General features: G+C 39.3%; 8 protein-coding genes and 1 pseudogene. 4 read left to right on the top strand and 5 right to left on the bottom strand.

Going from position 1 to position 15,095, the window contains the following annotated elements:
* Nucleotides 1-538: 538 nt before the first annotated feature.
* Both C9J38_RS09035 and C9J38_RS09030 read right to left on the bottom strand, forming a co-directional pair.
* Nucleotides 539-4,495 (bottom strand): AsmA family protein, encoded by a 3,957-nt coding sequence (locus C9J38_RS09035; protein ID WP_107206777.1) that lies wholly within the window; start codon nt 4,493-4,495, stop codon nt 539-541.
* Nucleotides 4,496-4,673: 178 nt separating this feature from the next.
* Complete coding sequence (locus tag C9J38_RS09030) at nt 4,674-5,495, bottom strand: MurR/RpiR family transcriptional regulator (protein ID WP_233217692.1); 822 nt, start codon at nt 5,493-5,495, stop codon at nt 4,674-4,676.
* Nucleotides 5,496-5,646: 151 nt separating this feature from the next.
* Between C9J38_RS09030 and murQ the strand changes: the two genes are divergently transcribed.
* On the top strand, nt 5,647-6,546 hold the full coding sequence (murQ, locus tag C9J38_RS09025; protein WP_107206805.1) for an N-acetylmuramic acid 6-phosphate etherase: 900 nt from the start codon (nt 5,647-5,649) through the stop codon (nt 6,544-6,546).
* 64 nt (nt 6,547-6,610) lie between these two features.
* Here the strand turns inward: murQ and mltC are convergent, their stop codons facing one another.
* Nucleotides 6,611-7,729 (bottom strand): membrane-bound lytic murein transglycosylase MltC, encoded by a 1,119-nt coding sequence (mltC, locus tag C9J38_RS09020; RefSeq protein WP_107206775.1) that lies wholly within the window; start codon nt 7,727-7,729, stop codon nt 6,611-6,613.
* 647 nt (nt 7,730-8,376) lie between these two features.
* Between mltC and C9J38_RS09010 the strand changes: the two genes are divergently transcribed.
* From C9J38_RS09010 to C9J38_RS09000, 3 genes are all read left to right on the top strand, one after another.
* Entirely contained in the window at nt 8,377-9,141 is a 765-nt protein-coding gene (locus C9J38_RS09010) for a TerC family protein (protein ID WP_045083054.1), read from the top strand.
* 518 nt (nt 9,142-9,659) lie between these two features.
* Nucleotides 9,660-10,757 (top strand): AAA family ATPase, encoded by a 1,098-nt coding sequence (locus C9J38_RS09005; protein WP_107206774.1) that lies wholly within the window; start codon nt 9,660-9,662, stop codon nt 10,755-10,757.
* Between the two features lie 11 nt (nt 10,758-10,768).
* Nucleotides 10,769-11,755, top strand: a complete 987-nt coding sequence (locus tag C9J38_RS09000) for a DUF4435 domain-containing protein (RefSeq protein ID WP_107206773.1) — start codon at nt 10,769-10,771, stop codon at nt 11,753-11,755.
* Nucleotides 11,756-11,851: 96 nt separating this feature from the next.
* Here the strand turns inward: C9J38_RS09000 and C9J38_RS22000 are convergent.
* Nucleotides 11,852-12,208: pseudogene (locus tag C9J38_RS22000) on the bottom strand (regulator).
* 760 nt (nt 12,209-12,968) lie between these two features.
* Nucleotides 12,969-14,642, bottom strand: a complete 1,674-nt coding sequence (locus C9J38_RS08985; RefSeq protein WP_107206771.1) for a DUF262 domain-containing protein — start codon at nt 14,640-14,642, stop codon at nt 12,969-12,971.
* Nucleotides 14,643-15,095: the final 453 nt, after the last annotated feature.

The raw sequence follows: 15,095 nt of genomic DNA, 5'->3' as shown, positions 1-15,095 counted from the left end.
CTCATAAGATGTATTTTATATAAATGTTTATTTTTTGAACGGAATTGTCGATAGGGCAAAAGTTTTTTTAGTTACTATTTACGTGAAAAAAAACGCCAAAAAATAACGAACTATCATCTGTAGTGATTGATTTGTGACGCTGATTTTGAATGGAAATCGTCGTTTTGACTGTTAGCAGGAATAAAATCCATCTATTACTTATTTTTAAAAAAGCAATTTTTTATAATCAAATTATCTTACTGACGACAAATATTATCGAGTTTTTCATGATCCGCGCTTATGCTTACTTATCTAAAAAGTATCCATTGATACATAAAGTTAACATTTTATTTGTCTTTTCAATTATTATTTTATGCACTTATCAATTACTCGAAAATAGTAAGATTGAATACTCGCTAGGATTGGTCTTGATTCTGTTTCCTCTTTTTATCTTTGCTAAAGCCTCAACCTATAAAAGCAAATATTTAGGCGATAAATAAAATGGTGGCGTAGTGAGTAAAAAAAGACCCAGTTATCTGGGTCTTTTTAGTTTTGATGATTACTTACCTTGCCAAATGCGTTCACATTCAGCAGAACCATTGGCTGCGATGGGCTTTTCAAATAGCCATTGCAATGGTGCTACTACAGGGCTAGTCGTAAAGCGCACTGATGTTTTTATAATAGCGGACAGTGGTACATCAAAATGGAATTTATTAAAGGTACCATGAACATCAACCGGTGTTTGTAAGCTGAAAATCTGAGCTTTTTTCGATTTTGGCGATAAATACAGATTAAAATCACGATTTTTATAACTTGCATTAAAAGCACCATGGACTTGAATACGGGAAGTATCAAGCAATAAATCACGTTGCGTCATGTTGCCATTTTTGACATTAAAGCCACCGGCAACGCAATTTAATACGGAATGATCTTTAGTCACAAATTTGGGTAATACAGCATCGGCTAAACTTACCGCCCATAAATCAATTAAGTTAGCTTGAAAGGCTTTAGGCCAAGCCGCAAAACCGATAAAACCGTTAGCGTTATTCATTAGGCTATCTGGAGTATTGGCTAGACTATTAAGATTAAATTCAAAGCTGATCTTACCGTTCATATCGGTTTTTGGATCGATTCGACGAGCAATAATACCGTAGTCAAAGTTCTTCACTAATCCATCAAGATGGATATCAAACAGCTCTTTTTGTGCTTTAACCGAGCCTTTAATATTAATATTTCCGCCCGGTAATTTAATGTGCAGCGGGTTTAAACTCAATAAACCGTTATGCAATGTCCAGTCTAATTTTCCGGCACCTAACCAGTCTTTACCTGAGCGTACTTCACCTACATTGAGTTTGAAATTAGCATTCAGCTTATTTAAACCTTCAGGGCTAAGAACAGGTACGGGTTTATCGACTGTTTTTGCTGGTGTTGTATTCTCTTTGCTGTCTTTAGGTAGCCATGCTTGCCAATTTTTAACTTTAAAATCGTTAATTTGAATGAACGGCGCGCGAAGATCTAATGATACGGTAGGGCGATCTTGGCCTTTCATTGGGGGTAAGAAATCACCGTTACCTTGTAATTTACTGCTCCCAACCTGAACCAGCATATTACGCAAATGGTAGCCGACTTTATCAGTGGAAAGGGATGCGGCAACCGTCACAGGGCCATACGGTGGCAGCTCAAGACCGGTAAACGCATTAAAGCGATCTAAGTTAGGCGTTGTTGCCTTAAAGGTTAAATTTAACTTTTGTGGATTAATCGGTAGCGATACATTCGATTCTGCATTAAGTGCAATATCACCCACATTAGCCGTTAAGGTAACAGGCACCGATTTACGCCCATCATTGGCTTGTTTCAGTGATACAGAATCAATCTCAATGTTAACGGGCTTATTTGCAGCTTGGCCTGAAATAGTCAAGTGAGTTGCGGTATCGGGACCTGTAATAAACTTACCCTGACGAAGTGCGACATTAAAGGCTTTGCCTGTGTAAGTATCTGCAACACGCAGTTTACCGCCGTTTAATTGTGCTTCGACTTTAGCCTGTTCCATTAATTCAAGCACAGTACGACCTGATAACGACAAAGATAATTTAGCGCTGTCGAGTGTCATACCAAGATCATTGGTCACATTGAACTGTTTTAAGATTTGACCAACATTCGGCTTATCTACCCCTAGATGGAGTTGAGATTGGATAGCGTTATTATTGATATCCAGTGAAATATCACCTTGATACAAACTTCCCGCATAGCGAGCACTAAAAGGGGCGGGTTTTAATTTACCGTCACGTAATTGACCACTAAATTGGGTGTCATCAATTTGTTGATTTGCCCACAGCATTTTATTGATGCCAAGTTTGACATCAGCATCGGCAATCACGACTTTATTGCTAAGTAACGGCATATCAAGATTGACACCTTGAGTTGGCACTGTTTGCTCAACGGTTGGTACTTTTTTACGATCAACAAATTGCCCTAGCTGATTGAAATTTAGGGTATTAAATTGCGCATTAAGGGTTAAAAATGGCGTTTTAGTATTTTGCTTCCATTTAAAATCGACCTTACCTTGGCTTTGCATTAACGCCATCGTGGGGATATTTAATGTTAGCCAATCACCGGTATTGGTGAGTTTTCCTTTGAAATCGATTTTGCCATGCATCGATGCACGTGTACCCAGCCATGGGCTTAGTTTGCCTACATCCTTGCTGTGTACGGTTAGGTTTAACCAACTGCCTTTTTGCCAATTAGTTTTTACAAATTCGCCTTGTGCTTTTATGTCAACAACAGGGCTGGAAAAGTGCAGTGATGGCATCCAATTACGGTGGTTAATAATATCGGATAGTGTGCCTGCTTTAGCTGTGATCTTAACGGGGATATCCATGATCTTACCTTGGATGTCAGAGCTAAAGGGTTGCTCCATACCAGAGGTTAGTGCTGCTTTATCAATGGCAAAAGAGGCTTTGGCACCCCAATCAATATGCGCTTTATCAATATTCAGCGAGAGCTGGCTATTATCAATCCAGTCTTGAAGTTTAGTGCCTTGAGTCGTCAGTTGTAGTTGAGCCTTATCAAGATGCCCTTTGGCATGTGGGATCCCTGAGATCCAACCTGCCATTTCACCTAATTGGGAGTCTTTAGCGCCTAATTTCACATCAACGGTTGATGTCCATTGGGTAGCATCAATATCAGCCGTGCCACGAAATGGCACATCGGCAATATTGGCAGTCATTGGGGCGTGAAGTTTACCTTTATCGCCTTCCACTTTAAGCGAGATATTATTAACAGGTGTACCTAAGCCTTTGATCTCATCAACGGATAGATCAAGGTGGGTTTCTGTTTTAACCAGCCATTGATCTAGCGCTTTTTGTAGGGGCGATTGTTGAGGGGCTGCCGCTGCATAACCGACACCGTACATAACCGGAGGCTGGGGTTGTAACCATGGACGCAGATCGATTAACGGAATATTTAGCTTACCGTTAATATGATTAAGATCTTTGGCGTTTTGAGCCAATGAAATATCAAGGAAACCTTTAGCAGACGTGATAGGGCTCGTTAGCGCGATATCAGCCAATGAAATGCCTTTGCTAGACGCCGTAATTTGGGTTGTTAATGACATTGGTGCAGCATGACGCAAATCAATATCAAGCAGGGATTCAAGCTGCGCGGTATCAACCCAATCAAGTTTTACGTTGGCTGTTGACGGCGTACTACTGTGGAATGGATGAATATCTGCATCAATATTGAGTTTCGCCCCAGCAAAGCTGCCTGTTGCGTCTAATTTACCTTGCTGCTCATTGACCAGGGATTCTAAATCACCGGCCAGTGAAACATCATATTCATTCCCCATGGCATTACCTTTCGCTTGTAATAGCCATTTATTCGGTTTGGTTAACGATAATTGATCTAAATATACGTTGGCATACTGTCCGGTATGTTGATCTAAATAATCAACCGATACTTTTTCCGCTCGAATATTATTGCTCAGTGCCAGTTTAAACGGTGTTGATTGAGTGGTTTCTTTCGGTTTTTCACTGGTTTGCTCGGCAAACACCCAGTTCGCTTTCCCTTGATTATCTTTTGATAGGTGTAATGAAATATCTTTGAGATCCAGATAGTCAATCTTTAGGGTATGAGATAAAAGAGGCAAAACAGAAATTTTTGCACCAATGTAGCCTGATTTCAGCATCGGCTCCCATTTCATTGCTTTAGTATTGGCAACGGTGACATCGCTTAACTCAATTTCAGGGCTAAATGATAGGGTCAGTGACATGTCACCACCAATGGTTGTTTCACGATCTAAAGTAGAACTTAACCATTGGTTGATATCATGCCGGTGGTTAGCTAAATCGATCTTAACCCCATAAGCGAGTACCCCAGTTGCGGCAATGATAGGGGTGAGTATGGCAATAGAAGTCCACTTTGCCACTTGTTTTAGTTTGTTTTTCTTTGGTGGCTGAACCGGATTATCCTGTTTTTCAGAGGATGAGTCCGTCTCAGCTGGAATGTGTGATTGCGTCATAATTGGTCAGATTTTCTCTAATGAAGGCGTGCAGCATGCTGGCATCTTGCGAAAAAGCGATAATTAATCGGCATTGCAGATTGCTGGCAAAGATATACTGCCCAAATAATATAGTCAGACAGTATAGCAAAAATAGGGTTCCCTTATATTACGCCGTTAGAGGTAACAAAAAATAAATTCAGCGATTTAGCTCTTGTTGTAAGGCAATGCAAATGATGTCGGTCAGCGTTTGTTGTGCTGCAAGGTGTAAATTGAAATGCTGATTCGCAATGCTATGCAGTGGTGGTTCACAAATTATATTGAGCTTCATGTCAGCAAGGGAATTAAGCAGTAAATCGTCGGGTGTGCTTATGACAATAATGCCAGCGCCATGAAGCTTAGCGGCATGGGCTGTAAGTTGTAAAATAGGTTGTTCACTATTATTGCTGATCACAAAAAGCACGTCTTGCTCTGTTAGTGTGTTGGCGATGGTACTTTGCAATGCATGATCTTTACTGTGAATAACAGGTAAACCTAAGGCTAGCAATTTATCATTAAAATCACGGGTAATAATGGCATTTGCTCCCAGCCCGACGAGTTGAATCCGTTGGGCTTGGCTTAACCGTGCTGCAATATCGGTCAGTAATTGAGTATCAATCGCTTTGGTTGTATCAATAATGGCATTGGCTTTTTGTTGCGCCATTTTACTTAAGCTACTCGCAAGCGTGTTATTGGGCTCTGGTTGAGTCGATAATTGATTTAGCACATTACCGCCGATGGTATTGTGCCTTGCTAATTCTTCACTGATCGCCATTTTAAAGGCAGGAAATCCTTTAAAACCAATACGCTGAGTGAATTTTACAATACTCGATTGACTAACATTGGCCGCTTTCGCAAGCTCTTGTGATGACAGTGAAACCACTAATTCAGGTTGTGCTAAAACCAAGGTCGCAATCTTTTGACCATTAGGGGAGAATTGTGATTGTAGGTTGGCGATTTTATCAAGTGCAGTCATAGTCATAACAGTTCGAGCATTTGTCTTGATAATAGCCTGAAAAACACTGAGTTACCGTGATATTTACAGCGTTATGTTAATCGCGAACAAGAATCTAGAGCCTGATACGCTTGTTGAATATGATGAATAAAGAACGAATAAAACTAGGATGAAAACCTTGAAGATTGATCTGACCCAACTCGTCACAGAAAGTCGCAATACGGCAAGCCAAAATATCGATATGTTATCCACGGTTGAGATGCTAAAGGTGATCAACAATGAAGATAAAAAAGTCGCGTTAGCGGTTGAACAAGTATTACCTGAAATCGCCATTGTCGTTGATGCTATTGCAGCAGCTTTTCAACAAGGTGGACGTTTAATTTACGTAGGTGCAGGTACATCCGGTCGATTAGGTATTTTAGATGCCAGTGAGTGTCCGCCAACCTATGGTAGCAAGCCAGAGCAGGTTGTTGGCTTAATTGCTGGTGGACATAAAGCGATTTTAAAAGCGGTAGAAAACGCAGAAGACAATCGTGAAATGGGCGCACAAGATCTGATTGATCTGAACTTTAATTCAAAAGATGTGTTAGTGGGCATTGCAGCCAGTGGACGTACTCCTTATGTGCTTGGTGCGATGGAATATGCCAAATCACAAAATGCGATGGTCGCGTCTATTAGTTGTAACCCACAAAGCCCAATGGCTGTACTGGCAGATGTAGCTATCACACCTGTGGTTGGGGCAGAAGTTGTAACGGGATCATCACGTATGAAAGCAGGCACAGCGCAAAAGTTAGTGTTAAATATGCTGACAACAGGGGCGATGATCCGGGTTGGTAAAGTGTATGGCAACTTAATGGTGGATGTGGAAGCAACCAACGCTAAGCTGGTTGAACGCCAGAAAAACATTGTGATGCAAGCAACCGAATGTAGCCGTGATGAAGCTGAACGCGCATTAACCGCCTGTAATGGTCATTGTAAAACCGCGATTGTGATGATCTTAGCTGGTGTTGATGCTAAAACAGCCGCAGACTTATTAGCGAAAAATAACGGATTTACTCGCCAAGCCATCCAAGCCTAACGATACAAAACACAAAGCCCTATCTCGATGGTCGATGATAGGGCTTTGTTAGTGCTATAGGCGGTTATAAATTTTGAAATTCTTTTTGGAAGTTCAGCACTTTTTCTAAGTATCGGCGCGCTTCAAGTTTTGGGTGCTTATTTGTGAGCGCCCAATAGGCTTGATTGGGTTGCAGTTGATTGAGCTTATCCATGGCTCGTTGTCTATCGGAATCAAAGGTTGATAACACGCCACCTGCACCACTGTTATAAGCGGAAATCATACTGTAATGCTTAGTGGTAGGATTTTGCACATCCCTTAAATAGCGGGTTTGTAAAATGTGCAAATAAGCGGTCCCCGTATCAATGTTGTTAGCCGGATCAAACAGGTAGTCTTTGGTTGGTATCCCCGGTTTGTTCTTCACCAGTTTAAATACATCCGCCCCCGCTGTTTTCGGGATCACTTGCATTAAACCGTAAGCCCCTGCGTGGCTGACAGCAAACGGGTTAAAACTACTTTCAGTTTTTACCACCGCATAGATAAGATCTTCTGAAATACCGTATTGGCGAGAAGCTCGCTTAATTAAATCCGCATATTGGTATTCACGTTGCTCAAGGTGATCGCTCACCATATCTATTTCAACATAGTAAGCTGTGCCTCGTTTGAGTGGCTTGGTGTGCAGCTTATTTTCAATCAGATAATCAGCAAAACGCCCAGCGCGCCAAGGCCATTGAATATCTTGGTTATCATGATCTTTAACTTGCCCCAGTAAGAAAGGCTTACCGTTAAGGGGAATCGATTTGTCACTGAATAAATCCACTTGAGAAGGATCGGCTGGCATCAGCAAGGTTTCTTCAATCGCTTTTTTCAGTGTGGCTTCGGGGGCGTATTGAGCAACAGTTGAAACGTAAATTTTCCCGTTATCAAAATCAATGTGCGCACGTGTACGATAACCATCAAAGTATTTCACATAACGGTGTTTTCCTGCTTGCAGGTATTCGTCATCGCCCCATTGCTTTTTCACTTGCACACCAAGATAAGCCAATAAGGCCTGCATGGCTTGCTCATTATTCACATTACCAGTGCTTATATTCCCGCTATGATTGGGATAAGTGGGCTTGCAGTTATAGAGACATTCAACTTGGTTTGATGAACACCCAGCGGCAAGTAAACAGGTTGTAATAATGAGCAATGCTTTTTTCATGGTTATCCTTACCACATATTTCCGTGATTAATGGGTATTGGCGGCATCACGGATAGCTTTATTAAGATCAGACGTTAAATTATCGACAAATTTATGTTGTTCTGCACGTTGTTTACGTTCACGTGCTTGTTGAGCGAGATAGTTATTCCAGTAGTTTTCTTCATCGTCATCATCTTTGATGTTGTTCCATCCCTTTTTGAGGCGCTCTCGGTTCTCTTTTCTTTCTGTGAGCTGACGTTTCGGCTGTTAAATACTGTTTTGCCGCTAAGCCATTACTCACTGAATGTAGCGTGTCGACGAGAACTTGGCCTGAGTAGATGTTGAAAAAATGCTTACAAATGCAATTAATAACCAGAAATTATGTTTCATTATCGCTCTATATTTAACAAAAAGTAAAATATAGAGTTTCCATTTTGAGAGGAAGAATTCAAGATTATTTTACCGTGTATTTTACTACTACCATTAATCGCCACTCTGGATGAGTTATACGGTAGGCGTCGCTTACATGTTGTTACAATATCTCAATTGTTATTCGCAATGGTTGTGGTTGAATAGCGCGACTTTAATTTTAAGAGGTATAAAATACATATGGACGACCCCACGAGTTGTTCTCTTTTCCTAAACTCCTTTGTTAAGGAGTCTATTCAATGCTAGATCTTTTCCTTCAACCTGAAGCAATGATGATATTTGCGACCTTATTTGCCTTAGAAGTGGTATTAGGTGTCGATAATATTGTATTTATTTCAGTGCTATGTGAGCGATTACCAGAACATCAACGCAAATTAGCCCGTAACCTAGGTATTGCACTAGCAGTTGCTGCGCGTATTGGTCTTGTGTTCTCAATCAGTTGGGTAATGTCATTAACTCAACCGTTATTCTCTATTGCTGATTCTCCGTTCTCTGGTCGTGATTTGATCATGATTGGTGGTGGTGCATTCTTATTAGCGAAAAGCTTAAAAGAATTGTGGATGTGTTTCTCTGGTGCTCATCACCAAGAAGCCAGCAAAGTACGAGCAGGTATTGCTTTAGTCTTGCTGCAAATCGTAGCGGTGGATGCGGTGTTCTCTATGGACTCTGTGATCACAGCGGTAGGTATGACAAGTGAAGTCCCACTGATGGTTGCTGCAATTTTAGCGTCAGCAGTTGTGATGGTACTGTGTGCTGAGAAGATCAACGATTATGTATTGCGCTATCCGGGCTTGAAAACATTAGCACTACTATTCTTAGTAATGTTAGGTGGTATGTTAATGGCTGAAGGTTTTGCGATTCATTTGAATAAAGGATATGTGTATTTTGCGATGGCATTTGGTTTATTAATTGAAACCTGCCACATCCTATTGAAAAAGCGAAATAAGACAATTATTCGTCGTATCTATCCACAGCAATGTGGCTGGGCAGTTAAAGTTAAATAACCGCGTATTCGACAGATAATATAAAAGCAGAGCCTATGTGCTCTGCTTTTTTATTTTTGCAGTATAAAACCTTCATCGTTTATTTATCACTGTTGGTTTGTAACCAAATTGCATTGTTATATTTAACTAAACGAAAGTCTTTTCACACGCATAATATGAGTCATCACAGGCTTAATTTTTAGTGTCCTAACTTGTTTCTGCCCCATTTCTTGTTAGAACTTTTACTCATTCATATCCTGTTAATTGGGTTTTGCCTTACTAAAAGTTATCCATTCTTCTAATGCTGTTAATTGTGAATCCCCGTGTTGTATCACGGGGATAAATTCGACCAACCTATCAGCTCTTGTTTAGCCAATGTTTAACTGGAAATTTTCTACTAATCACAGGGGATAAATGGACAAACTGCACAACAAAAAAGCTTACACACTAGTGAGTATGACCAATATCTTATCTTTTTCAGTAACAAGTGATATATTCAATTCACTAAAGCAAATAGTACGCTTTGAAAAGAGATTGAGATGAAAAAAAATCAAAACTGGGCAGAACGTTTTCCATTCTTCATTAAAAAAATTGAAGTAGAAGGTTTACTTACAAGACGAGACATCGAATGGTGTTTAGGCGATATCAATGTTTTAGTAGGTAAAAACGGCTCAGGTAAATCCACTCTATTGAACTTAGTAGATTTGGCATTAAATGCGTCAGATTATGAAGCTAAGCGTTCTGCTTTTAACAACAAGTTTAAATCGGTTAAGGTTACCTTAAACAATGGGATGAGCGCTTCAAGTAAAGTTGAAAATGGTAAAGAACACGAATCCTTAATGCTCCAAGCAATTACCAATGCTCTTCAGAATGAAAATAATCAATTCTCAACAGATGAACTAGAAAAACTACAAGCAACGCTCGAAACAATGACGTCGAATGTAAATTCAGCTCAATTACATAAGTCATTTTTGTCTGGGAAAGCTGACTTTCTCGCTTTTGATCCAAATACTGACAAACAAGTCAACAAGCTTCTTGAAAACGTTAACTTGGAGTTCATATCTACTTTCGACATGCTAATGCTGTCTAAAGAAGAACAAGACGAATATGGCGGTCAAGCTTATTCTCAGCTAGATGTTATGATTAGGAAAGAAATTAGTAAGTTAAGTAATCTAATACTTAGGCTTACTAATCAGTCATCTAGAGAATACACTCTGTCATTAACTAAAGACAGAAACCTAACTAACATCAGAGATATTAACTTAGCCAATGTAAATAGGTTTGTTGTTGAAATAAATAAACTTCTTTCACCTGAATCTAAAGAAGTTGTTATTGGCGATGATGGTAACATTCAGATATTTTACCAAAATAAACTAATTCAGAGTGACGAATTATCATCAGGTGAGAAACAATTACTTTTGATTTTTCTTCGAGTTCTGAATAGTACAAACAAACCATCAATTATTGTTCTAGACGAACCTGAAATCTCAATGCATCTGAGCTGGCAAGAGAAGCTTATTAGCTCCCTGACAGCAATCCACCCTGACTCACAGATTATTGTTGTATCTCATTCCCCTGCGATAGTTATGAAAGGGTGGCTGAACAAGTTAATAGATATGAATGAAATCAGTAAGTAGAGGTTGATCAAATGTTAGATTATTTAGTCGACCCTGATTACATAAAGGCTCATGGTATTTTTAAATACCAAAATCAAGAAAGAGGCTTCATTTATATAGAGAATGAAAAGGACATTAGTTTCTGGGAGTTGTTCTTTGGCCCTGAGATTCTAAAAAACTATGAGTTTAATATGGCTTCTGGACCAGGGGCTGAAGATGATTCTACAAGAGGGAAAAAGCGATTTGAAGACTTGTTAAAGAAAGCTAATAAATTAGCTGTTTTCGCTGTAGATGCAGACTTTGACCATTTGACACCTAATCGTTTTCCTAAATGTAAAGAGATTTGTGATAACAAATTCGTCATTCATACATATGGTTACAGTAAAGAAAGTTATTTAAATAGCGCATCTGTTCTAAATGACTGTTTATCAAAATACGCTTTCTATAAACCTTCAGGCTTAGTGTTTTGCGAATTTTTAAGATCTTACTCAAATTCGATTTATGATGTTCTAGTAAAGTACTTATATCTTTTAAATACTAACCCGGAATTCTCTAATGAAAAAGTTTTTCACGACGCAATCACGCCAAGGCATGACATCCTTTTTCAGATGTATTTCGAGTCAAATTACGCTGAGTTTAATGCTACTTTACAGACATATGAAGCCAAATTAGATGACGCATTAAAAGAGATCAACCTTGACGCACATTTTTCTATGTGTAAGTCATACAACTTGACCCCTGATACCGCTTATCAATATATAAACGGACATGTCCTTGAAAACAGAATTATTGACTGTATCGTAAATGAAATTCGACGGCGCCTCTCTGTAGAAGAATTACATAATTTTAAAAATTCTGGAGCAACTGGTAAAGATATTAATAATAGAAAAAATGAAATCTCCAATTTTTTTAAAAATGAGAGAAACTTTTCCACAATGAGAAGTACTTCAAACAAATACGAGTACGAAGAACTGTTCGCACATGCTAGAACTCAATTAGAATGTCTTCAAACTAATTAGTAAGCGGAAGGGCTGATGTTTGCTTTATACAGCCCTTCTAACAACCAATAACACTATTTGGAGTACCTAAAGTCGATAAGAATTTAGGTCAATAAATTATAATTTAATTTTTGCTATCGCTAGTCTAAAAAGATGTGTTTGAAGCCTTGATCTCTAACTCAGATTAAATCCCCAGAAGCGCAATTCCCGCCAATATTTGTAGTGGTCTAACTACCTGCCCAGTCGGTATCTTCATCCGTTCGTATAACATTTTGAACTGTTTCCAGTCTTCATTTATGCTTAGTTCTCGCCCCTTTGCTATTCGCATTAGCCTTTTACACTCGGGAGGGATTGGATTTCCTTCGTCCCAACCTGTAACAGTTCTCACAGATTTAAAACACAGTTCAGCAACCTCGTCATTTGGCATTCCAATTCTCGAAAAATGTAATTTTTACTTATTTCGCGACACTTCACAGAAAAAACATCTAAACACAAGAGGTTGTAATAAAATAGTCAGATATGCATAACAAGGTAAAGTGCGCACTGTACGAAGGGGCACTAATTGGCAAGTTTGCCTTATAAAAAATTACTCATGAATTGCTAATGTTCGATTTTCCGAAAATGATAATTGTCCAGTTTCGTACTTGCTGCACGGCCGACTCAGTTCTGCCCAAAAGCGTCTTGACGTCAAACCTAGTTGGCTATAGGTCACTATACCCACCAAAAGAATCCGATTTTTGCTACTGCAGGGTTAACGACGTTGAGTATTCTGGAAAACGAGAATTTGGTAGCACGTTGTGAGGAGATGGGCCATTGGTGGAAAAAGGAATTAAACGAAGCTGTAATTGGTAGCAAGATTCTTATGCCCCCTGTAGGTGAAGGTTTATTACTCCGTCTTGAAATAGTCGAAACTGCGCATTTAGCTAATATATATGAGCTGTGTTTTGAGCAAGGGTGTCTTGGTTGGTGATGCAGAAGGACGTTATATTACGCTTTCACCGCTACTGTCAGTTAGTTCTGAAGAGCTAAAATCCTGTACCAACATAGTCGTAAGTGTCATAAATTATCTTAAGGTAAGCTAGTGACGTTACGCATCTAGTCGGGTAACGATTAAAATCACAGGGTGAATATCTAAAAATCAGTTCGCTTGTACTTCTTCATGACTTTGATATATATGAACCGTTTGTTGCCACTATCCAGTCTCAATAGATTCTGGATAGTGGCTGGTTACCCTTTACCGAAATGACCACTCAGTGATCGCAAAGTCCACGATTTTTTTATGCCGTTCATCTATTGCTTCACAATCCCACACTGGGTTCTCGCTATCTTTAACGAAAGAAGCAATCTCAGCCTGTTGGTTGAGAATGGGGTTCTTTCTGTAAGATATTAACTTATCGGCAAATGGTTTGTTTCCGATGGACGCATTATGCGACCCTGATATGAGCATCAGGTTACCAAGGCAATTGAGGTATTTAGAGCTAAAGTCTTCGGAATATTCACCTTGCTCATTGAGTTCATATCCTGTTTCGAGAGTACTTCCATCAGTAGGCGTACGCGGTGCTATATGTTCAATTTGTTGGTTAGTAATCTTGAACCCTTCGACTGAATATCCCAAACTCTGAAGATAACTCTCGTAGCTCCAAAGTAGGTAGCTTAATACATTATTTCCGTACATCCCGCCATGTAGATAGTTCTTCGTATTTGTATCACTCCAATACCATGTATCGTTGAGCTTACTTGTTATTTTTTCTGATAAGACAGCATTGTTGCCATTGTAGGAAAGCAAAATTTCATTGAGACGATCTTGGATATTTGCCCGACTATTGATGAGCTTAGCTCTAAAGGTTATCACTTCAAGAATGCGGAAAAGAGTTGGGAGATCTGAAGAGTTATAACGGTAGCCCTTTATAATGAATGGGTAAATGTACGCGGGGATCCCAAGTTTAAACAATCTTTTCGCATACAGACTCTCTTCATGTTGTAACTTATCTATGGCCACGAATGAATCGTTTAAACTTCGAACGTACTCTTTTATCCAGGTAACTTTGTCATCTTTGTTACGGAAAGCTTCCTTCAAGTCATCCAAAGTGCGATAGGCATACCCCTTGATATACGCATTGTTATGGTATATCAGTACACTATCTTCATTAATCCGCTCTATGTTGTAGATTACCTGATAAATGCGTTTAAATATGTTCGATACAAATTCGATATTGTTATCAACATCGTCAGCAGGGCTATTCACGTACATCTGATACATGAAATACGATTTAACCTTTTCCATATTGGTCAATTCTTTGCCTCTATTATTTTCCAGTTCAAACATCAGAGCCGCATCCTTCTTACCCTCCAACTCGATGATGGTAAGGTCGGTATTTTCAAGCTTCTCTTGGATACTGACAAGGCGTGCAGTATCAAGTTTAGAGAGTTGTTTAGTGAAGTATACTTTCGCTTCAAGTAGTTTCTTTTGTGATGGAGAATAGGTATCAAACTGATCGTGATTTTCGACAATTAGGCAGTCATAACAACTTCGATCATATTCAACTGGGCGGAGTTTAATATTTTTATCTCTGATGAAAGCTTCTTCAGTGTCATCAATGTCAAAATCATGTTCTGACAGGTCATTTCGTGTCTTTAATACATTGAGTAGAGAGCGAACAAATATAGTAATGGTAGTGACCCTTTGCTGGCCGTCAATGATTTCGTATAACTTGTTCTTTTCTACGCATTCAAGAAGAATATTCCCGAAAAAATAGTTGTTTTCCCCATCTACTTGCTCATAAAGATCTGACAAGAATTCATTCCAGTTGTTCTCTCCCCAAGCATAAGCCCTCTGGTATACAGGGATCTCGTAACTAACCTTAGAGGGCTCAAAGAAAGCCAATACTGTGGTTTGATTAAAGTTCATTTCACTCCCATTACTAAACATTACAAAGCGTTTAATATCAATGGGTTAATCATAGTTGATGCAGTAAAAGGAAACAGTGACTAATGCAGTATTTTTTGATTCATTACATTAGAACCCATATTTGGGCTTATAGTGGTTCACTAAATTGGCTACTGATATAGAGTTTTCCCATATTTTTATTTATGCGAACAAGGCAGACAGTGATGGCATTCGTAACTCAGAAATGTCCACTTTCGAGCTAGCTGATGTGGTTAGCTCACATTTGCCCCTAAGTGTGCTGGAGCCATTAGTAAGGATTTTTCTTCGAGCCCCATAATTGCCCTACCAAATCTAATCGTGCAAAGGGTAAGACTTTTCCCCGTTTTCTTATAAAAACGCATTGGGCAATTCTGCAATCTATAGAAAGGTGGGAGCGGAGAGTCCCCTGTATCGATAAATTTTTAGAGCTAGAGC

The organism is Photobacterium sp. GB-210 (genome assembly GCF_003026075.1).
In the GTDB taxonomy this organism is placed as follows: domain Bacteria; phylum Pseudomonadota; class Gammaproteobacteria; order Enterobacterales; family Vibrionaceae; genus Photobacterium.
Note: the sequence above shows the minus strand (reverse complement) of the source record. Positions and strands in the feature narration are given on the sequence as shown.